The 19,251-nt window shown below is 68.9% G+C and carries 17 protein-coding genes; 10 read left to right on the top strand and 7 right to left on the bottom strand.

Annotated features, from left to right (window positions below; translation table 11 throughout):
- Nucleotides 1-197 precede the first annotated feature (197 nt).
- The 4 genes from DIE15_RS06980 (at nucleotide 198) to DIE15_RS06965 (ending at nucleotide 5,072) form a co-directional block, all read left to right on the top strand.
- Nucleotides 198-1,373, top strand: coding sequence for an FAD-dependent monooxygenase (locus DIE15_RS06980; protein WP_124832761.1), 1,176 nt, complete (start codon nucleotides 198-200; stop codon nucleotides 1,371-1,373).
- Between the two features lie 199 nt (nucleotides 1,374-1,572).
- Nucleotides 1,573-2,079, top strand: coding sequence for a (2Fe-2S)-binding protein (locus tag DIE15_RS06975; RefSeq protein WP_057923821.1), 507 nt, complete (start codon nucleotides 1,573-1,575; stop codon nucleotides 2,077-2,079).
- The gene (locus DIE15_RS06970) at nucleotides 2,069-4,507 is read left to right on the top strand and encodes a c-type cytochrome (protein ID WP_124832760.1); all 2,439 of its coding nucleotides are present in this window, start codon (nucleotides 2,069-2,071) and stop codon (nucleotides 4,505-4,507) included. Before DIE15_RS06975 ends, DIE15_RS06970 begins: the two co-directional genes overlap by 11 nt.
- Nucleotides 4,508-4,739: 232 nt before the next feature.
- Nucleotides 4,740-5,072 carry a hypothetical protein gene (locus DIE15_RS06965; protein WP_124832759.1) on the top strand — a complete coding sequence of 111 codons (333 nt, stop codon included), beginning with the start codon at nucleotides 4,740-4,742 and terminating at the stop codon, nucleotides 5,070-5,072.
- Nucleotides 5,073-5,184: 112 nt separating this feature from the next.
- On the opposite strand, the gene mmsB is transcribed toward DIE15_RS06965, so the two are convergent.
- The 3 genes from mmsB to DIE15_RS06950 all read right to left on the bottom strand — a co-directional run bounded on the left by mmsB (nucleotide 5,185) and on the right by DIE15_RS06950 (nucleotide 9,058).
- Entirely contained in the window at nucleotides 5,185-6,075 is an 891-nt protein-coding gene (gene mmsB, locus DIE15_RS06960) for a 3-hydroxyisobutyrate dehydrogenase (RefSeq protein ID WP_057923818.1), read from the bottom strand.
- Nucleotides 6,076-6,089: 14 nt separating this feature from the next.
- Nucleotides 6,090-7,616 carry a CoA-acylating methylmalonate-semialdehyde dehydrogenase gene (locus DIE15_RS06955; protein ID WP_124832758.1) on the bottom strand — a complete coding sequence of 509 codons (1,527 nt, stop codon included), beginning with the start codon at nucleotides 7,614-7,616 and terminating at the stop codon, nucleotides 6,090-6,092.
- Nucleotides 7,617-7,738: 122 nt separating this feature from the next.
- Nucleotides 7,739-9,058 carry an MFS transporter gene (locus DIE15_RS06950; protein ID WP_057923816.1) on the bottom strand — a complete coding sequence of 440 codons (1,320 nt, stop codon included), beginning with the start codon at nucleotides 9,056-9,058 and terminating at the stop codon, nucleotides 7,739-7,741.
- Between the two features lie 156 nt (nucleotides 9,059-9,214).
- On the opposite strand from DIE15_RS06950, the gene DIE15_RS06945 reads away from it, so the two are divergent.
- Nucleotides 9,215-10,174 carry a LysR family transcriptional regulator gene (locus DIE15_RS06945; RefSeq protein WP_057923815.1) on the top strand — a complete coding sequence of 320 codons (960 nt, stop codon included), beginning with the start codon at nucleotides 9,215-9,217 and terminating at the stop codon, nucleotides 10,172-10,174.
- An 87-nt stretch (nucleotides 10,175-10,261) separates the two neighbouring features.
- Here the strand turns inward: DIE15_RS06945 and DIE15_RS06940 are convergent, their stop codons facing one another.
- Nucleotides 10,262-10,984, bottom strand: coding sequence for a haloacid dehalogenase type II (locus tag DIE15_RS06940; RefSeq protein WP_124832757.1), 723 nt, complete (start codon nucleotides 10,982-10,984; stop codon nucleotides 10,262-10,264).
- Nucleotides 10,985-11,296: 312 nt separating this feature from the next.
- Between DIE15_RS06940 and DIE15_RS06935 the strand changes: the two genes are divergently transcribed.
- The 3 genes from DIE15_RS06935 to DIE15_RS06925 all read left to right on the top strand — a co-directional run bounded on the left by DIE15_RS06935 (nucleotide 11,297) and on the right by DIE15_RS06925 (nucleotide 14,541).
- Nucleotides 11,297-11,524, top strand: coding sequence for a hypothetical protein (locus DIE15_RS06935; protein WP_057923813.1), 228 nt, complete (start codon nucleotides 11,297-11,299; stop codon nucleotides 11,522-11,524).
- 67 nt (nucleotides 11,525-11,591) lie between these two features.
- Nucleotides 11,592-12,035, top strand: a complete 444-nt coding sequence (locus DIE15_RS06930) for a LysR substrate-binding domain-containing protein (protein WP_260428203.1) — start codon at nucleotides 11,592-11,594, stop codon at nucleotides 12,033-12,035.
- A 256-nt stretch (nucleotides 12,036-12,291) separates the two neighbouring features.
- Nucleotides 12,292-14,541, top strand: a complete 2,250-nt coding sequence (locus DIE15_RS06925) for a bifunctional diguanylate cyclase/phosphodiesterase (protein ID WP_124832756.1) — start codon at nucleotides 12,292-12,294, stop codon at nucleotides 14,539-14,541.
- Nucleotides 14,542-14,545: 4 nt separating this feature from the next.
- On the opposite strand, the gene DIE15_RS06920 is transcribed toward DIE15_RS06925, so the two are convergent.
- From DIE15_RS06920 to DIE15_RS06910, 3 genes are all read right to left on the bottom strand, one after another.
- Nucleotides 14,546-15,646: a diguanylate cyclase domain-containing protein gene (locus tag DIE15_RS06920; protein WP_124832755.1), complete on the bottom strand. Its 1,101-nt coding sequence runs from the start codon at nucleotides 15,644-15,646 to the stop codon at nucleotides 14,546-14,548.
- Nucleotides 15,647-15,705: 59 nt separating this feature from the next.
- On the bottom strand, nucleotides 15,706-16,710 hold the full coding sequence (locus DIE15_RS06915) for a chemotaxis response regulator protein-glutamate methylesterase (protein WP_124832754.1): 1,005 nt from the start codon (nucleotides 16,708-16,710) through the stop codon (nucleotides 15,706-15,708).
- Nucleotides 16,711-17,097: 387 nt separating this feature from the next.
- On the bottom strand, nucleotides 17,098-17,322 hold the full coding sequence (locus DIE15_RS06910) for a hypothetical protein (protein ID WP_057923809.1): 225 nt from the start codon (nucleotides 17,320-17,322) through the stop codon (nucleotides 17,098-17,100).
- Between the two features lie 292 nt (nucleotides 17,323-17,614).
- Here DIE15_RS06910 and DIE15_RS06905 point away from each other — a divergent pair, with 292 nt between their 5' ends.
- Together DIE15_RS06905 and DIE15_RS06900 are read left to right on the top strand one after the other, a co-directional pair.
- Nucleotides 17,615-18,304 carry a DUF969 domain-containing protein gene (locus DIE15_RS06905; RefSeq protein WP_057923808.1) on the top strand — a complete coding sequence of 230 codons (690 nt, stop codon included), beginning with the start codon at nucleotides 17,615-17,617 and terminating at the stop codon, nucleotides 18,302-18,304.
- Entirely contained in the window at nucleotides 18,301-19,251 is a 951-nt protein-coding gene (locus DIE15_RS06900; RefSeq protein ID WP_124832753.1) for a DUF979 domain-containing protein, read from the top strand. The genes DIE15_RS06905 and DIE15_RS06900 overlap by 4 nt, the downstream gene beginning before the upstream one ends.

Here is a 19,251-nt window from a genome sequence, read left to right as displayed (position 1 = left end):
CAAAATGGTCGATACGAGACGGTGCTCGTTTTTGTGCATGAATTACAGAGGATTTATTAGTGTTTTCCCGAATGTGGCGGCCATGATCGACAATCCGCTTGTCCTGAATAAATTGAGTGTGTACGCTACATAAACGCCATTCAATCCGCCCGTTCTCGCACCGCATTCGGCGACGGGCTCACGATCAGGAGATCCGCATGAGCAAACCCCGTATCGCAATCATCGGCGCCGGTCTCGGCGGCACGGCCGCTGCGGCGCTGCTGCAGCGCGGCGGCTACGACGTCGCGCTGTACGAGCAGGCACCGGCGTTCTCGCGCCTCGGCGCGGGCATCCATCTCGGTCCGAACGTGATGAAGATCATGCGGCGCATCGGCTGCGAGGACGCGCTGGAGACGATGGGTTCGCATCCGGATTTCTGGTACAGCCGCGACTGGCGGACGGCCGACGTGCTGTCTCGGATTCCGCTGGGCGACTATGCGCGCAAGACCTACGGCGCGCGCTACCTGACCGTGCATCGCGGCGATTTCCACGCGCTGATGACGCAGGCGGTGACGCCCGGCACGATCCGCTTCGGCAAGCGGCTCGCGTCGGTGGAGGACACGGGTGGCGCGGTGCGCCTGACGTTTGCCGACGGCAGCGTCGAGACGGCCGACATCGTGATCGGCGCGGACGGCGTGAATTCGCGGATCCGCGAGCACCTGCTCGGCGCGGAACCGCCGCGCTATACGGGCTACGTCGCGCATCGCGCGGTGTTCCCGGCATCGCTGCTCGGCAACAAGCCGTACGACATGTGCGTGAAGTGGTGGTCGGAGGATCGTCACATGATGGTCTACTACGTGACCGAGAAGCGCGACGAGTACTACTACGTGACCGGCGTGCCGCAGGCCGAGTGGCCGGAAGGCGTGTCGATGGTCGACAGCAGCCGCGACGAGATGCGCGAGGCGTTCGCGGGTTTTCACGCCGATATCCAGCACCTGATCGACGTGTCGCCGTCGATCACCAAGTGGCCGCTGCTCGAGCGCGACCCGCTGCCGCTGTGGAGCCGCGGCCGTCTCGTGCTGCTCGGCGATGCGTGCCATCCGATGAAACCGCACATGGCGCAGGGCGCGGCGATGGCGATCGAGGATGCCGCGATGCTCGCGCGCTGTCTCGACGAAGTCGGCATCGGCGATTACGCGGGTGCGTTCGCGCTGTACGAGGCGAATCGCGCGGCGCGCGCGTCGAAGGTGCAGTTCGTGTCGCACAACAACACGTGGCTGCGCACCAACGAGGATCCGTCGTGGGTGTTCGGCTACGACGTGTTCGACGTGCCGCTCGTGTCGGCGTCGGCGTCGGCGTCGCCGTCGCGCGGCAACGTGGCGGCCGTCGCCTGACGCGCAAGCAGTGTTCGCACCGGATGCCGCGCCGCCGTATCGGTGATCGATGCGGCGGTACGCGCGCATTTCGGCGTGTTATACGTGAGCGGTGTGCGCGGCGCCAGCCGTCGCGAGCCGGCGGCCATGCCCGCCGCCGGCCTCAGGTTCCGGCTTGCCGGTCTCCGGCCGGCCCGCGCCCCGCATTCCGGATTCATTCATGTCCCATCCCGCCCCCCCATCGCGGCCGCTCGCGTTTCGCGTGAACGGCACGCCGCACACGTTCGACGCCGCCGCGCCCGACGCGCCGTTGCTGCTGGTCCTGCGCAACGACTGCGCGCTCAACGGCCCGAAGTACGGCTGTGGGTTCGGGCAGTGCGGTGCGTGCACGGTGCTGGTCGACGGGCAGGCGACGCGCGCGTGCGTGGTGCCGGCCGCCGCCGTGAACGGGCGCGACGTGACGACGCTCGAAGGGCTCGGCTCGCGCGATGCGCCGCATCCTGTCCAGCGCGCGTTCATCGATGAGCAGGCCGCGCAATGCGGCTATTGCCTGAACGGGATGATCATGAGCACGAAGGCGCTGCTCGATCGCAATCCGTCGCCGGACGATGCGGCGATCCGCGACGCGCTGCGCTTCAATCTTTGCCGCTGCGGCACGCATCTGGAGATCATCCGCGCGGTGCATCGGGCCGCGCGCTATCTGCGGGGCGACGGCGATGAAGCATGACCTGAGCGTGCCCGCGCTGGCCAATGACGATGCGAACGATGTGCGGCGCGACGACGTGGTTGCCGGTTCGGCGCGACATGCGGACGACCCCGCGCGCATGCACCGCGCACGTTACGAATGGCCGATCGGCGATGCGCGCGCGCAGGCGTCGTTCGATGTCGAGACACGGACCGCCGCCGACGGACGAATGACGACCTGGCGATATCGCGCGCAGGCCGGTGCGGTGCCGGATGCGGCTCGAACGGTGGCGGAGGGCGGAGCATGCGTGCCGTCGTCGCCGTTCGTCTATCGGCACGCGCAGACGTCGATCGAGATGGCCGACGCCCACCATGCGATTCCCGGTCACGCACACGCGTTCGCGCGCGAATCGTTCTTCGACGAACTTGCCGGTACGCTGAGGCGCGATCCGGTCGCATTGCGTTTGCAGCATCTCGATGCGTCGCGCGATGCGGGGCCGCGCGAGATCATCCGGATGGTCAGCGAACGTGCCGCGTGGGGCGAGCCGGCCGTGGCTCGCGGGCAGGCGCCTGCGCATGGGCGCCTCAGCGGGCGCGGTTTTGCATTCGACGGCGCAGGCGCGCCCACCGCGCCGTCAGGCGAGGACAACCCGCACGCCGACGCGAGCCGCGACCGCGAACCGCACTGGTCCGCGTGGGTCGTCGATCTCGACGTCGATCGCACGACGGGCAACGTCGCGGTGCGCCGCGTCGTCGCCGGACAGGGCGCGGGCGAACCAGGGCAGCCGTCGATGGCGGGGCTGCCGGCATGGCAGATCGAGGCGGCGATTTCGCGCGTGATGGGCGCGCGGCTGTCCGCGCGGCCGGCGCATGACGAGTCCGGCGGCGATGCGGCGCCGGACGCGATCGCGCATGAACTCGTCGCGTTCGACGACGCGGCGCCCGGCGCCAATCGCGCGCAATCGCTGTCGGCCTTCGATGCGCAACGAATCGAGCAGGCAGCCGCTCCGGCCGCGGCAGCGATCGCGAACGCACTGCATGACGCGACGGGCGTGCGTTTTCGCGCGCCGCCGTTCGACGCCGCGCGTATTCGTGAGGCGCTGGCTCGGCCTGAGCCGGTCGATTCGAGCGAAAGCCGTTCCGGCGCGCCGCGCCGCCCATCGTCGCGCTGGCGCCGCTGGCTGGCGGGCGGCGGCGCGGGTGGAGTGGTCGGCGGGCTGATCGGGCTCGCCTGCGCGATCCTGCCGGGCCCGGCGCCGGTCGCACCGGGCGGCGCGGACAGCGCGATGTGGAGCGCGGCGACACTCGAACGCGGCCGCCTGATCGCACTCGCCGGCGATTGCGCGGTGTGCCATACCGCGCCCGGCGGCGCGACCAACGCAGGCGGTCTCGCGCTCGACACGCCGTTCGGCACGATCTACACGACCAACATCACGCCCGATCCGGAAACCGGCATCGGCGCATGGTCGTATCCGGCGTTCGCGCGTGCGATGCGCGAAGGCATCGGCCGCGACGGCGCGCATCTGTACCCGGCGTTTCCGTACACCGCGTTTGCAAAGCTGAGCGAGCCTGACCTGCTCGCGCTCTATGCGTACCTGATGTCGCAGCCGCCGGTGACGCATGTGCCGCCGAAGACGAAGCTGCCGTTCCCGCTCGACCAGCGACGCCTCGTGGCCGGATGGAACTGGCTGTTTCACGACGCGCGGCCGTTCGCGTCGGACCCGGCGCGCTCCGCGATGTGGAATCGCGGCAAGTATCTGGTCGACGGCGCCGGGCATTGCGGCGCGTGCCACACGCCGCGCAACGCGCTCGGCGCGGAAAAGGGCGGGCGCGCATACCTGGCCGGCGGCGAGGCCGAGGGATGGATCGCGCCGCCGCTCGTCGCATCGCCGGCGTCGCCGGTGCCGTGGACCGAGGGCGCGTTGTTCGACTACCTGCGCACCGGCTTCTCCGCGCAGCACGGCGTCGCCGCCGGACCGATGGCGCCGGTCGTCGCGGGGCTCGCGGCGCTGCCCGAATCGGACGTCCGGGCGATTGCCCACTATCTGGCATCGCTGTCGCCGCCCGTCGACGCGGCCGCGGCCGCCGACGCGGCGACCCGCCATGCACACGGTGCTCGAGCCGTCGCGACACTCGGCCTCGAGAGCGGCCGGCGCGCGTTCGACGCCGCGTGCGCGGTCTGCCATGCGGAATCGGGCGGGGTCGGGCATTTCGGCGTGCGTCCGCTGATGGGGCTCAACACGAGCGTCAGCCAGGCGGCGCCCGACAACCTGCTGCGCGTGCTGCACGACGGGATCGACCATCCGGCCACCGACGCGCTCGGCTACATGCCCGGCTTTCGCGACGCATTCGACGACCGGCAGATGGCCGAGCTCGCCGCGTACATCCGCGCGCGCTACGCACCCGGCCAGCCGGCGTGGCGGAGCCTGGAGGAGGCATCGGCGAGAATCCGGCAGGAGCGCCCGCATTGACCGGCGTGCCGGCCATGACGGTGCGTGGCACGAAACCGCGCGCCGGCCGGGAAAAGCGACACGGTGCGCGACGACGGGCGCGACGCGAGCCGTAAATCTTGCCGGCGGCGGCTCATCGTTTAACCATTCGAAACAATGTGTTCACCGAAAAGGGCATGATCTCCGGCGATCGGGCAGGCATACTGTCGCCTATGTTGCTCAATGCCGTCGAATCGACGTGCGCTTGCCTCCAATGTCCATCCCTGTACCTTTTCGATCCCTGCGATGGTTGACCATCACGGCTGCTGCATGCTTGCTCGCCGCGTGTTCGACCGCTTCCGACGTGACCACGACGTCGAACCCGAACGTCTTCACCGTGACGACGCGCACGCTTGGCGTGTCGACGACGTGGGCCGACGCCCATGAAAAAGCGGTCAACGAAGCGACCAGCTATTGCACCCAGCGCGGCATGCGCGCGAGCCTGAAGCAGGAGTCGGTGACCGGCGGCCGCCGCGTCGACGCGCGCTCCGAACTCGCGTTCGAGTGCCATCCGACCTTCGACACTGCGTCGAATCCGCGCGGGTAAGCGCTGCGTCGCCTGCGCGGTCGCGGCTCTCGCGATCGCGCTGCTCCGGATGTAAAACGACCCGCGATGCCGTTGACGGGCATCGCGGGTCGGCGCACGCCCGTCGCTCGCGTTACGCGGGTTGCGCCTCGTACAGTTTCACGCATGCGGAGAAGTCGAGCGTGCCGAGCCCCTGCTGGCTCATCGACTGATAGAGCTGCTGCGCGAGCGCGCCCATCCACACCGGCTGCCGTGCGCTGCGCGCGGCTTCGGTCGCGAGCCCGAGATCCTTCAGCATCAGGTTCGCGGCAAAACCGCCCGCATAGCCGCGCGCGGCGGGCGCCGCGTCGTTCACGCCCGGGTACGGGTTGTACGTATCCGAGCTCCAGCAGCGGCCGGTCGACGTGTTGATGATGCCGGCCAGCACGGCCGGATCGATGCCGAGCGCGGCGCCGAGCGCCATCGCTTCCGATACGCCCATCATCGAGATCCCGAGCAGCAGGTTGTTGCAGATCTTCGCAATCTGCCCGGTGCCGGTGCCGCCGCAGTGCACGACGTTCTTCCCCATGTCGAGCAGCACCGGGCGGATGCGCTCGAACAGCGCGCCTTGCGCGCCGACCATGAAGGTCAGCGTGCCGGCCTGCGCGCCGCCGGTGCCGCCCGACACCGGCGCGTCCGCGAGCGGGAAGTCGCGCTGCGCGGCGGCGTCGGCCACCGTGCGCACGGTGCCCGGATCGATCGTGCTGCAGTCGACCAGCGTCGCGCCGGCACGCGCGCCGGCCAGCACGCCGTCGTCGCCGAGATAGACCGCGCGCACGTGCTGCGCGGCCGGCAGCATCGTGATCACCAGCGCCGCGCGGGCGGCCGCGTCGCGCGGAGAGGCGGCCGCCGTTGCGCCCGCGCGCACCGCGGCGTCGACTGCGTTCGCGTCGAGGTCGAACACCGTCAGTGCGTGGCCGGCCTTGAGCAGGTTGGCGGCCATGGGGCCGCCCATGTTGCCGAGTCCGATGAATGCGATTTCCATGTACAGGCTCCCCTTCAGCGCAGCGCGATCGTCGTGTTCACGCCGCCGGCCGTCGCGTCGTCGTCGAACCAGCGCGCGGTGATCGTCTTCGTCTGCGTGTAGAACTGCACGACCTGCTTGCCGTACGGGCCGAGATCGCCAAGCTTCGAGCCGCGCGAACCGGTGAAGCTGAAGTAGGGGACCGGCACCGGGATCGGAATGTTGATGCCGACCTGGCCGACGTCGATCTCGCTCTGGAACTTGCGCGCGGCCGCGCCGCTCTGCGTGAAGAGGCCCACGCCGTTGCCCATCGGGTTGCGGTTGACGAGCGCGATCGCGTCGTCGAGCGTGTCGGCTTCGAGCACGACCACCACCGGCCCGAAGATTTCTTCCGTATAGATCGACATGTCGGTCGTCACGCCCGAGAAGATCGTCGGGCCGACGAAGTTGCCCTGCTCGTAGCCGGGCACCTTCACGTCGCGGCCGTCGAGCAGCAGCGTCGCGCCTTCCTTCACGCCGGCGTCGATCAGCGACAGGACGCGTGCCTTCGCGGCCTTTGATACGACCGGGCCGACGTCCGTGCCGGCTTCGGCGCCCGCGTTGACCTTCAGCGCCTTGGCCTTCTCGACCAGATCGGGCAGCCAGTCGCGCGCACGGCCGACCAGCACGACGACCGAGGTCGCCATGCAGCGCTGGCCCGCCGCGCCGAAGCCCGCGCCGACCAGCGCGTTGATCGCCTGCTCGCGGTGCGCATCGGGCAGCACCACCGCGTGGTTCTTCGCGCCCATCATCGACTGCACGCGCTTGCCGTGCTGGCTGCCGAGGTTGTACACGTGCGTGCCGACGCGCGTCGAGCCGACGAACGAGATCGCCTTGATGTCCGGGTGCGTGCAGAGACGATCGACCACCGTCTTGCCGCCGTGCACCACGTTCAGCACGCCCTGCGGCACGCCGGCCTCGATCGCGAGCTCGACGAGCTGCATCGTCGACAGCGGATCCTGTTCGGACGGCTTCAGCACGAACGTGTTGCCGCACACGATCGCCATCGGGAACATCCAAAGCGGGATCATCCCGGGGAAGTTGAACGGCGTGATGCCCGCGCACACGCCGATCGGCTGGCGCAGCGTGTAGGTGTCGACGCCGCCCGCGACGTTCTCCGCGAATTCGCCCTGCTGCAGCGTACCGATCGAGCACGCGTGCTCGACCACTTCGAGGCCGCGGAAGATATCGCCCTGCGCGTCGGGCAGCGTCTTGCCTTGCTCGGCCGTCAGCGTGTGCGCGATCCGTTCGAGATTGCGGCGCACGAGATCCTGGAACTTCAGCATGATGCGCAGCCGCGCGCCGATCGGCGTCGTCTTCCAGGTCTGGAATGCGCGCTGCGCGGACGCGATCGCGGCATCGACCTCGTCGAGCGTCGCATACGGCACGCGGCCGATCACTTCCTGCGTCGCGGGGTTGACGATGTCGCCCCATTCGGCACTTTGCGATTCGACGAACGCGCCGTCGATCAGCAGCTTGGCGGTGGGCAGGGCGAGGGTGGTCTGGGGAACTGCGGCGTTCATGGATGTCTCCGGGAAACGGTGGTGCGAAGAAAAAGGGCGGCCTGCGTCCGTCGCGCGTGCAGCCACGGCGAACGGCAGGTCAAACGGGAATCGGGGCGATGCGGGCCGGTACTTCGGAGCGCTTACGGGCGCGGCGGACGCATCAGTGCGGTACACGCGAGCGCGAACACGCCGAAACCGACGAGATACGCGATCACATAGTGCGGCTGGCCGCCGCCGGCCTTGAGCAGCGACGTCGCGATCATCGGCGCGAAGCCGCCGCCGATCACGCCGGCGAGCTGCACCGACAGCGAGATGCCGCTGTAGCGGATTTCCGCCGGGAACTGCTGCGCAAACAGCAGCGATTCCGGCGCATAGAGGATCGGGAACACGACGCCGAGGCCGAGCACGATCGCCCACCATGCATACGACGTCTGCTGCGTGCCGAGCATCATGAAGAACGGCGCGGCGAACGCGCACATCAGCACGAGGCCGATCGCGAACATCCGGCGCTGGCCGATGCGGTCGCTGAGGTGTCCGCACAGCGGCATCGTGACGAGCGACAGCGCCGCGCCGGCCGTGATCGCGTGCAGCATCTCGGCCTTCGGCAGATGCAGCTGCTGCGTCGCGTAAGCGAGCGCGAACGTGACGACCATATAGAACCACGTGTTCTCGGCGGCGCGCGCGCCGACGATCGTCAGCACCTCGCGCGGATGGCGGCGCAGCGCGGCCGTCACCGGCGACTTCTCGGCCTTGCCCTGGCGCTGCATCTTCTCGAAGTCAGGCGACTCCGGCACCTTCGCGCGGATGAACCAGCCGAGGCCGACGAGCGCGATGCTCGCGAGGAACGGCACGCGCCAGCCCCACGACAGCATGTCGGCGTCCGGTAGCGCAGCCACCGCGGCCATCGCGACCGACGACAGGATCAGGCCGAGCCCGACGCCCGTCTGCGGCAGGCTGCCGAACAGCCCCTTGCGGCCCTTCGGCGCGTGTTCGACGGCCATCAGCACCGCGCCGCCCCATTCGCCGCCGACCGCCATCCCTTGCAGGAAGCGCATCGCGATCAGGAGTGCGGCGGCCCAATAGCCGATGCGGTCGTACGACGGGATCAGCCCGATGATCATGCTCGGCACGCCCATCAGCAGCAACGTGATCATCAGCATCGACTTGCGGCCGATGCGGTCGCCGAAGTGGCCGAACACGATGCCGCCCATCGGACGGCCGATGAAGCCGACCGCGAACGTGCCGAACGCGGCGAGCGTGCCGACGACGGGGTCCAGCGACGGGAAGAAGATGCGGTTGAATACGAGCGCGGCGGCGGTGCCGTAGAGGAAGAAGTCGTACCACTCGATCGTGGTGCCGGCCATGCTGGCCCAGCCGGCCAGCAGGTAATGCTTCGCGGTGCGGGCGGGTGCCGGCGCTGCGACTGTCGCATGCTCATCGAGGGTGGATCGCGTCTGCATGGTGTCTCCGAATTTATTGCCCGCGGCTCATGGTCCGCAGGTCAGGGTCGAGTATAGTTATGCGCGAATCCATGATGTACCGACAAGAAAACCGGTTGGATATGCATTTATGCATATCGATTGCCGGCCCGGAGACTCCTGCCCTTTTTCCCGCCGATGCGACATGCCACCGAGCCGGTTTCCGGCAACCTGAACTGGGACGACCTGCGCTTTTTCCTCGAAGTCGCACGCACGCAGCGCGCGAGCGGCGCGGCGAAGCGGCTCGGCGTCGACTACACGACCGTCGCGCGGCGCATTCGCGCGCTCGAGGCCGCGATGGGCACGCTGCTGTTCGACAAGTCGCGCTCCGGCGGCTTCACGCTGACGGCCGAGGGGCAGCGGCTCGTCGCGTATGCGGATGCGATGGAGACGACCGTGCAGTCCGCGTGCGACCAGGTCGCGAACACCGGCGAGGCGCTGTCGGGCCACGTGCGGATCGGGTCGACCGAAGGGTTCGGCTGCTTTTTCCTCGCGCCGCAGCTTGCGCAGTTTCGTGTCGCGCATCCGCACGTGACGGTCGACCTGCTGCCGGTTCCGCATTTCGTCAACCTGCCGAAGCGCGAGGCCGATCTCGCGATCACGCTCGAGCGCCCCGAGCGCGGACCTTACGTGGTCACGAAGCTGTGCGACTACCAGTTGCGGCTTTATGCGACGCGCGACTATCTGGCGAACCATCCGCCGATCGCCTGCACCGCCGATCTCGCGCAGCATGCGTTCATCAGCTACGTCGACGATCTCGCGTTCAGCAGCGAACTGCTGTACCTGGAGCGCGCGGTGCCGGGCGCGACGGCCGGGTTGCGCACGACGAGCGTGATCGCGCAGGTGTTCGCGGCGCTGCAGGGCGGCGCGCTCGCGATCCTGCCGTGCTTCATGGCGGCCACGCAGCCGGCGCTGGTGCCGGTGCTGCCGGACGACGTGATGGTCACGCGGTGCTTCTGGCTGACCTGTCGCGAGGATCTGCGCAAGCTGCGGCGCGTGACGGCGCTGTGGGACTACCTGCGCGCGGCGGCGGACGCGAACCGCGCGTTGCTGATGGGGGAGTCGGAGCGGCTTCGGTTCGTCGGGGATCCGGAATAGCGGATCGGCGGTTTGACGGACGACCGGCGCGGCGGCGGTGATTCGCCCGGCGGGCCGACGCGTGGCGATCAGGCGGCTGGCCGGCCCTCAACCCGGACAACCGAGCCGATCCGCGAGCTCATTCAGGTCCTTGACGTCGAAGTCCCACGCATCGTCGGCTTTCAGGTCCGTCGTCTGATGGGGCCCGTGTTCGGTCGGCCGCAGCACGAACGCGGTCGACAGTCCGAGTTGCCGCGCGGCGGCGAGGTCGCCGTTGTGCGCGGCGACCAGGCACAGCTCGGCCGGCGCGACGCCGAGAATCTCGACCGCATCGGTATAGACCTTCGGCGACGGCTTGTACGCGTGCGCGACTTCCGCGCCGAGGATCGCGTCCCACGGCAGGCCGCCGTGCTTCGCGACGTCGACCATCAGCCGGATGTTGCCGTTCGACAGCGGCGCGATCACGTAGCGCTGCTTGAGCCGCTGCAGCGCCGCGACGGAATCGGGCCACGGATCGAGCCGGTGCCACGCGAGGTTGAGCGCGTCGATCTCTTCATCGGGCGCACCGTCGATGCCGTAGCGGTCGAGGGTGCGCACGAGGTTCTCGCGATGCAGCACGTCGAGCCGCACGTAGCGCCTGCGCCCGCTGCGGATTTCCTCCATCGACGGCGAATATTCGCGGCGCCACGCATCGGCGAATTCGAACGGATCGAGATCCGGCGCATGGCGTGCCAGGAACGTGGCGGCTTCGCGCGCGACGCCGTTTCTCCAGTCGACGATCGTTCCGAACACGTCGAAAACGAGCGCCTTGATGTCGGCAGGGTTCGTCATGGGATTTCCGTGCAGGTCGGTGGAAGGGGGGCAATGCGCTGCGCGGCGGCAGCGCGCGACGCCGGTTCTAACGACATTGAAGCACGGTTCCGCCAACGCGGCTGGCCGCGGCGTCGCGATGAACCCCGGGGGTAGCTGGAGCGCGTCGCGCCGCGTTGGGAAGGCGGGTTGGGGAAGCCGGTGTGGCAACGCAAGTCACGGGCCTTCGGCACTGACCTTCGGCACATTCTCGCTCGCGTGTGCGGCGCCTACGCTGGCCTCGTTGCCGGTGCGTGCCGGCGGCGCCCCTCAACCAACCGGGAAGGACATGCCATGCCAACCATTTCAGTCTACGGGTTCAGGCCGGACGGCGGCCCGAGCCAGCTCAGCGCGCAAGCCACGCGCGACAACCTCAACCAGGACCATCCGACGTGGGCCGTGACGCTGGCCTATACGGCGAGCACCACGACGGCTGCGTTCACGTCGGCCACGGCGTCCGACGCGGATCTCAGGGCCGCGCTGGAGACGGCTTACCCGTCGGCGAGCTACCACGTGGTCTAGCTTCACGAGCGCCCGCCGGGGCGCTCAGTGATGCTTGCGGATCCGCACTTGAACTTTCCCGTCGCGGATCGGCATCACGCCGCTCTATCGCGACGACATGATCGTCGTGTGCGCGCCGCGTCATCCGCTGCTGCTGCGCCCGCGCGTCAGATGGCGAGACGCGGCGGCGTTTCCGTGGATCGCGCCGCCGCTCGGTTCGCCGGCGCACGCGGCGCTCGACGCCGAGTTCGCGAAGGCATGCCTGCCGCCGCCGGCCGTGCTGATGGAATCGGTGTCATGGCAGACCAACCGTGCGGTCGCCGAACAGACGCCGTGCCTGTTCGCGCCGTCGGCCCGCGCGTTCGCCATGGCGGCCGACGCCGGCGAGCGCGTTCGCCGCCTGCCGCTGAAGCCGTCGACGATGCCCGACACGGTCGGCGCGCTGTACGCGGCGCCCGCGAGCGGGTCGGTGACGGCCGCGATCGACGCGCTGAAGGCCGTCACGCGCGAGCCGCCCGGCGCGAATGCGTGAGCGGTGCGACGCGCGGCAACCGTCTGATGAATCGCGCTGCGGCACGCATGGCGGCCGCAACCGCGCGTAAGCCCTGATGCGCGCGGATGCGCGGGGCGGCGTGGATTGGTGTTAAATGTAACTTGGTGCGCGTTGCGGCGCGCACGCATGGGGACGCCCCGGGCTAGCGTAAACCCGGGGCGACAAAAAACGGCACGAAGGATCGCTAACGAATCGGGCGCATCAGAACCCGGTCGAACTGACGGCAGGATTCATCTTGAATACCGAACCGCAAAGTTCTCGCTACAGCCTCGGTCTTGCGGCGGAAGTCCTCGCGTCCGAGCAAAGCGTGCTGAGGCTGATCACGCGCAACACACCGCTGCCGGAACTGCTCGTCGAGGTTTGCCGGCGCGCCGAGGCGCTGCTCGGCGACGGCGCGTCGTGCACGATCCTGCTGCTCGACGCGGACGGCGTGCATGTGCACGTCGGCGCCGCGCCGTCGCTGCCCGCGCAGTACAGCACCGCGATCGAAGGCGCATCGATCGGGCCCGCCGCGGGCTCGTGCGGCACGGCGATGTACGAGCGCCGGATGATCGCCGTCGAGGATATCGAAACCGATCCGCTGTGGGCCGACTATCGTGCGTTCGCGCTGCCGCTCGGCCTGCGCGCGTGCTGGTCGGTGCCGTTCCTGGACGATACGGGTACCGTGCTCGGCGCGTTCGCCGTCTATCACCGTATGCCGCGGCGGCCCAGCGACGCGGAAACCGACCTGCTGCTCGATATCGGCAACAGCGTCGGCCTTGCGGTGCACCAGGACTGGATCGCGCGGCAGCTCGCACGCAGCGAGGAACATCACCGCCTGGTCGTCAACAGCCTGAACGAGGGGATTCTCGTCGTGTCGCCCGACGGCGTGGTGGTCGCAAGCAATCCGAGCGCGAACCGGATGATGCGCGTGAAGGGCGACCTCGTCGGACGCCGGCTGTCGACGGTGGTCCTGTACAAGCTGCACGAGGACGGCACGCCGATCGCGCCCGACGAATGGCCGACCCGGCGCGCATTCGTCACGGCCATGCCGCTGCTCGACTACTCGGTCGGCTTCGGGCTCGCGGACGGCGACATCATCTGGGTGCGCGGCAACGCGGTGCCGATCGTGAAGCCGGGCGAGACGCAGCCCGAATCGGTGCTCGTGTCGTTTCACGACATCGGCCCCGTGCGCGAAGCGCAGCAGCAGCTGCGCTACCTGGCGACGCGTGACGCGCTGACGGGGCTCTACAACCGGCGCTGGCTCTCCGAGCGGATGCGCGAGCTGTTCGGCACGCGCGATGCGGCGGACGGGCCCGCGCGCGTCGCGATCCTGTTCATCGATCTCGTCGGTTTCAAGAAGGTCAACGACACGGCCGGCCACGACGCCGGCGACGCGCTGCTGCGCAGCGTCGCGGCGCGCCTCGCGGCCTGCGCGGGCGGGCGCCATGCGCTCACGCGCGTCGGCGGCGACGAATTCGTGATCCTCGTCGACCACTGCGACGATCCCGACGAGCTGGCCGTGCTCGCACGCGAGGTGATCGACACGATCGCGAAGCCGTTCGCGATCGCGAACAACGAGTACTGGCTCGGCGTGTCGATCGGGATCAGCGTTGCGCCGCGCGACGGCGACGATGCGGTCACGCTGATGCGCAATGCCGACTCCGCGATGTACGACGCGAAGCAGCGCGGCCGCAATCACTTCACGTTCTTCACCGCGCAACTGAATCTGCGCCTGCAGCGCCGCTTCGCGATCGAGCAGTCGTTGCGGCGCGCGATCTCCTCGGATGCGCTGCGGCTCGCCTACCAGCCGGTCGTCGACGCGCGCAGCGGCCGGACGGTGGGCGCCGAAGCACTGCTGCGCTGGACGAGCCCCGAGCTCGGGCCGATGTCGCCCGCGGAATTCATCCCGGTCGCGGAAGATACGGGGCTCATCGTCGCGATCGGCCAGTGGGTGCTCGAAACGGCCTGCCGGCAGGCCGCCGAATGGCGCCGCACGATCGCGCCCGACCTGATGCTTGCGGTCAACCTGTCGCCGCGGCAGTTCCACGAAGGGCTCGTCGAGTCGGTCGACCGCTGCCTTGCGCAGACGCGACTCGATCCGGGCGCGCTCGAGCTGGAAATTACCGAAGGATTGCTGATGAACGACACGGACACCGTGCTGCCGATGCTCGAGGCGCTCACGGACATGAACGTGCGGATCTCGGTCGACGATTTCGGCACCGGCTATTCGTCGCTCGCGTACCTGAAGCGGTTTCCGCTGCACAACCTGAAGGTCGACCGGTCGTTCGTGTCGGGTGTGCCCGATCATCGCGACTCGGTCGCGATCACGCAGGCCGTCGTCGCGATGGCGCATTCGCTCGGGATGAAGGTGACCGCGGAAGGCGTCGAGACGCAGGCGCAGTCGTGGTTCCTGCAGCAGATCGGCTGCGACATGCAGCAGGGCTACCTGTTCGGCCGGCCGCTCGATCCGACCGACTACGCGCGCCGGCTCGTCGCCGTGTAGGCGCTCAGGCGAAACCGCCGCCGGCCGGCGGGGCGGGCGGGACGGTTGGCGCGGGCGGCGCATCGATCTCGACACGATTCTTGCCGTCGTGCTTCGCGCGATACAGCGCACGATCGGCCGCCTCGATCAGCGATGTCGTCGGCAGGCCGTGGGCCGGCACGATGCTCGCGCCGCCGATGCTGATCGTCACGTAGCGACCGGTCGACGAGTGCATGTGCTCGAGCCGCAGCGTCTCGATCGCGAGGCGGATCTTCTCGCCGAGCAGCCGCGCGGCGCCCGGCGACGTGGTCGGCATCACGACGGCGAACTCCTCGCCGCCGAAGCGCGCGGCGAGATCGCCGGACTGCCCGAGACAGCGCTCGATGGTCGCCGCGACCTGCTTGAGCACGCTGTCGCCCGACACGTGGCCGTACGTGTCGTTGTACAGCTTGAAGTTGTCGACGTCGATCATCAGCAGCGACAGCTCGCTGCGCTCGCGCGTGGCGCGCCGCCACTCGGCGGCCAGGTATTCGTCGAGATAGCGCCGGTTCGACAGCCCGGTCAGGCCGTCCGAATGCGTGAGGCGCCGCAGTTCGAGATTGGCTTCGAGCAGTTGCTGCTGCGATTGCCGCAGCGCGCGATAGGCCTCGTCGCGCTGCAGCAGGTTCATGTACGAGCGCGAGTGATAGCGGATCCGCGCGACCAGTTCGATGCGGTCGGGCAGTTTCACGAGGTAGTCGTTCGCGCCGGCCGCGAATGCGGCGCTCTTGATCACCGGCTCCTCCTGCGTCGACAGCACGATGATCGGTACGTCGCGCGTCGCCGGATTGACGCGGTACGTCTTCACGAGGCTCAGCCCGTCGGTGCCGGGCATCACGAGATCCTGCAGGATGACGGTCGGCCGCGTCTCGATCGCGGTTGCCAGCGCGTCGTCCGAGCGCGGACAGTAGTGGAAGTCGATGCCGTCTTCGTCGACGAGCGCGCGCCGGACGGCTTCCGCGACGATCGTCTGGTCGTCGACCAGCAGGACCATCGCGGGGGCGTCGGCGTGCGGCGTGGGCCGGACGTGTGCGGCGTCGAACGCCGCATGCAGGCCGCCGGGCGGCCGGGTGAGATCGCTAGTCATGATTGATGCCAGGTTGCGCCATGGCTGCGAGGGGTGTAACGGGGTTTCATCGGGCTGGGTCAGATCCGTGCGAGCGCCGCCAGTTCGCCCGCGATGCGCTCGAGCGGCAGGATCGCGCGTGCCGCGCCGAGCGTCGCGGCCGCTTTCGGCATCCCGTAGACGGCGCTGGTCGCCTCGTCCTGCGCGATCGTGTGGTAGCCCTTCATCCGCAGGGCCTTCAGGCCGATCGCGCCGTCGCGTCCCATGCCGGTCAGCAGCACGCCGATCACGCGGCCCGGCCAGTGCTCGGTCAGGCTGTTGAAGAACACGTCGACCGACGGCCGGTACGGCGTGGCGGCCGGCTCGCGCGTGTATTCGAGCGTGCCGGCGCGCGTGATGCGCAGGTGATCGTCGGTCGCCGCGAGCAGCGCGACGCCCGGCTGCGGACGGTCGCCTTCGCGCGCGACGCGCACGGTTAGCGGCGTCTGGCCGTCGAGCCATTGCGCCATGCCTTCGGCGAATGCGCGATCGACGTGCTGGACGATCACGATCGGCGCGCTGAAGTCGGCCGGCAGGCTGCCGAGGATCGACGCGAGCGCGCCGGGGCCGCCGGCAGACGCGCCGATCGCGATCAGCGGGCCGCCGCCCGCGCGTGCAGTCGTGCCGGCCGCGCGCATGCCGCCGGGCGCCTCGAGCAGCCGGCCGATCTGGTCGATCTTCGCGAGCAGCAGCCGGGCGGTGTCGCCTGCTTCGCCTTCGCCGAGGCGCGGCGTGTCGACCGCGTCGAGCGCGCCGGCGCCCATCGCTTCGAACACGCGCCATGCGTTCGTGCCGATGCAGCTCGTCACGATCAGGATCGCGCACGGGCGGCTCGAACGCATGATCCGCCGCGTTGCCTCGATCCCGTCGAACTTCGGCATGATCAGGTCCATCAGCACGACGTCGGGCGGTTGCGCGGCGCACAGTTCGACGGCCTGCGCGCCGTCGGTCGCGACCCACAGCACGCGGTGCTCGGGCCGGCGCGCGATCACACGGCGCATCGCCTCGACGGCAAGCGGGAGGTCGTTGACGATGCCGATGTTCACAAGCGGGATACTCCGGTCGGTTCGTAGTGTTGGAGGTGGGCCGGGTTCATGGAAGGCAGTGCCGGGCGGCGCCGCCGAATGGCATCGGCGGCCGGGACGGCACGGAATTCTTTTCGATTGGCGACGCCCGCATGCTGTCATGCGGCGCGAGCGGCGGCAATCGAAAAAATTGCGCATTGTGTCGTTTCCGCCCCTTTCTTCGATGGCCGGGCGGCATTCTTGCCGTCCGCGCGGCGAAAAACCGCGCACGCGGTCATGCGGCGGTGCGGAAAAGCCGCCGGCGCGCCATGCCGGTGCGTTCGTTTCGACAGGAAGGGACGAGCGCCCGGGGGCGCGTGCGCGGCGCTTGCGTGCCGGCCGTACGACGGCAGGCACGCGTTCAGTCGTTCAATGGCTGCGCGCGTACCCCTGGATCAGCGCGCGCATCATCCCTTCGACAGTCGCGTCGAGCAGATCGGTTTCCTGCTCCGATTCCTCGACGAGCGCGGCATAGGCGGTCGCGAGCGTCACGCGGTCGACTTCCTGGCGTTGCTCCATCAGCGTCACCATCCCGTCCTTCGCCAGATGAGCGGAGAACGCGCGGCTGCCGATGGTCTGGAATACGTCAATCATGGCGGCTCTCCCGAACGTTGCCGATGCCTTCCAGTTTAGTCGGCGCACCGGCGCTCCGCCATGCGTGGCGGGAGCGGGGCGCACGCCGCGGACCGCTCCGGTTCGACACCGCAGAAACACCACGGACACACGGCCGGCGCAACGTAGTACCGGTTTCAACGTTTACCCGAAGCTTCAAATTATCGACTTTTTATCGATAAAGTCTCGTGTTAGATTTTGCGGCCTGAACCCGGTCGAAACCGGGCAGGCGGCGCGTCTTCGCGACGCCGCACATCCGACACAAGGAGGGGCAATGCTGGTGCTGATTGGGGTGCCGATCGTCGTGATCGGTTTCGCGCTGCGCTTCAATGCGCTGCTGGTGGTCACGATCGCGGGCCTCGCGACGGGGCTGGCGGGCGGGATGAATCTCGTCGACATCGTGAGCGCATTCGGCAAGGCGTTCACCGACAACCGCTACATGGGGCTGATCTGGCTGACGCTGCCGGTGATCGCGCTGCTCGAGCGCAACGGCCTCAAGGAACAGGCGAAGCGGATGATCTCGCGCGTGCACGCGGCGACCACCGGCCGCGTGCTGATGCTGTATTTCGTGCTGCGCCAGGTGAGCGCCGCGCTCGGCCTCACGTCGCTCGGCGGACACGCGCAGATGGTGCGGCCGCTGATCGCGCCGATGGCCGAGGCCGCGGCCGTCAGCCAGCACGGCGACCTGCCCGAGTCGGTGCGCCAGCAGATCCGCGCGCACGCGTCGGCCGCCGACAACGTCGCCGTGTTCTTCGGCGAGGACATCTTCATCGCGATCCAGTCGATCCTGCTGATCAAGGGCTTTCTCGAACAGAACGGGATCGCGATCGAGCCGCTGCACCTGTCGGTCTGGGCGATCCCGACCGCGATCGCCGCGCTGCTGATCCACTGCACGCGGCTCGCGCTGCTCGACCGCCGGCTGTCGCGCGGCTTCGGCGCCTTCGGGCGGGAGGGCGCGCGATGATCGGCCTCGAACCGCTCTATACGCTCGCCGGGCTGATGTTCGCCGCGTTCGCGTGCTTCAACCTGACCGACCGCACGAATCCGCGCCGCGTCGTCAATTTCGCGTTCTGGGCGATCTACGCGCTCACGTTCCTGTTCGGCGCGCTGCTGCCGCATTTCGTGACGGGCTGCCTCGCGATCGCGATCGCGCTGATCGCGGGCTCGGGCAAGCTCGGACGCGGCAAGTCGGATGAAGCAGGCGTTGCGGCGGCCGCGCGGCGCGACGCGAAGGCGCTGCGCTTCGGCAACCGGCTGTTCCTGCCGGCGCTGCTGATTCCCGTCGTCACGCTGATCGGCACGTTCGCGCTGAAGCGCGTGCCGTTCGTCGATCCGAAGAGCGTGACGCTGATCTCGCTCGTGCTCGGCACGCTCGTCGCGTTCGCCGTCGCGCTCGCGATGTTGCGCGATTCGCCCGTGCACGCGCTGAAGGAGGCGCGCCACACGATGGACGCGGTCGGCTGGGCCGCGATCCTGCCGCAGATGCTCGCGGCGCTCGGCGGGCTGTTCGCGGTCGCGGGCGTCGGCGGCGTGGTATCGGGGCTCGTGAAGGACTGGGTGCCGATCGACTCGCCGTTCGCGGTCGTTGCCGCCTATACGGTCGGCATGGCGCTGTTCACGATGATCATGGGCAACGGGTTCGCCGCGTTCCCCGTAATGACGGCCGGCATCGGCCTGCCGCTGATCGTCCATCAATTTCACGGCAACCCGGCGATCCTCGGCGCGATCGGGATGCTGAGCGGCTTCTGCGGTACGCTGATGACGCCGATGGCCGCGAACTTCAACATCGTCCCCGCGGCGCTGCTCGAACTGAAGGACAAGAACGGCGTGATCAAGGCGCAGTGGCCGACCGCCGTGCTGCTGCTGGCCGTAAACACGCTGCTGATGTATGCGTTCGTATTCCGCTTCTGA

Origin of the sequence: Burkholderia sp. Bp9031, assembly GCF_003857965.1 — a bacterium.
Classification (GTDB): domain Bacteria; phylum Pseudomonadota; class Gammaproteobacteria; order Burkholderiales; family Burkholderiaceae; genus Burkholderia; species Burkholderia ambifaria_A.
Note: the sequence above shows the minus strand (reverse complement) of the source record. Positions and strands in the feature narration are given on the sequence as shown.

Excerpts from the sequence above, each read along its gene's own strand:
- DIE15_RS06910 (WP_057923809.1), bottom strand. The coding sequence starts at position 17,322 with ATGATTGACGTATTCCAGACCATCGGCAGCCGCGCGTTCTCCGCTCAT.
- DIE15_RS06920 (WP_124832755.1), bottom strand. The coding sequence starts at position 15,646 with ATGACTAGCGATCTCACCCGGCCGCCCGGCGGCCTGCATGCGGCGTTC.
- DIE15_RS06900 (WP_124832753.1), top strand. The coding sequence starts at position 18,301 with ATGATCGGCCTCGAACCGCTCTATACGCTCGCCGGGCTGATGTTCGCC.
- mmsB (WP_057923818.1), bottom strand. The coding sequence starts at position 6,075 with ATGGAAATCGCATTCATCGGACTCGGCAACATGGGCGGCCCCATGGCC.
- DIE15_RS06945 (WP_057923815.1), top strand. The coding sequence starts at position 9,215 with ATGCGACATGCCACCGAGCCGGTTTCCGGCAACCTGAACTGGGACGAC.
- DIE15_RS06950 (WP_057923816.1), bottom strand. The coding sequence starts at position 9,058 with ATGCAGACGCGATCCACCCTCGATGAGCATGCGACAGTCGCAGCGCCG.
- DIE15_RS06955 (WP_124832758.1), bottom strand. The coding sequence starts at position 7,616 with ATGAACGCCGCAGTTCCCCAGACCACCCTCGCCCTGCCCACCGCCAAG.
- DIE15_RS06975 (WP_057923821.1), top strand. The coding sequence starts at position 1,573 with ATGTCCCATCCCGCCCCCCCATCGCGGCCGCTCGCGTTTCGCGTGAAC.
- DIE15_RS06965 (WP_124832759.1), top strand. The coding sequence starts at position 4,740 with ATGTCCATCCCTGTACCTTTTCGATCCCTGCGATGGTTGACCATCACG.
- DIE15_RS06940 (WP_124832757.1), bottom strand. The coding sequence starts at position 10,984 with ATGACGAACCCTGCCGACATCAAGGCGCTCGTTTTCGACGTGTTCGGA.
- DIE15_RS06935 (WP_057923813.1), top strand. The coding sequence starts at position 11,297 with ATGCCAACCATTTCAGTCTACGGGTTCAGGCCGGACGGCGGCCCGAGC.
- DIE15_RS06980 (WP_124832761.1), top strand. The coding sequence starts at position 198 with ATGAGCAAACCCCGTATCGCAATCATCGGCGCCGGTCTCGGCGGCACG.
- DIE15_RS06905 (WP_057923808.1), top strand. The coding sequence starts at position 17,615 with ATGCTGGTGCTGATTGGGGTGCCGATCGTCGTGATCGGTTTCGCGCTG.
- DIE15_RS06970 (WP_124832760.1), top strand. The coding sequence starts at position 2,069 with ATGAAGCATGACCTGAGCGTGCCCGCGCTGGCCAATGACGATGCGAAC.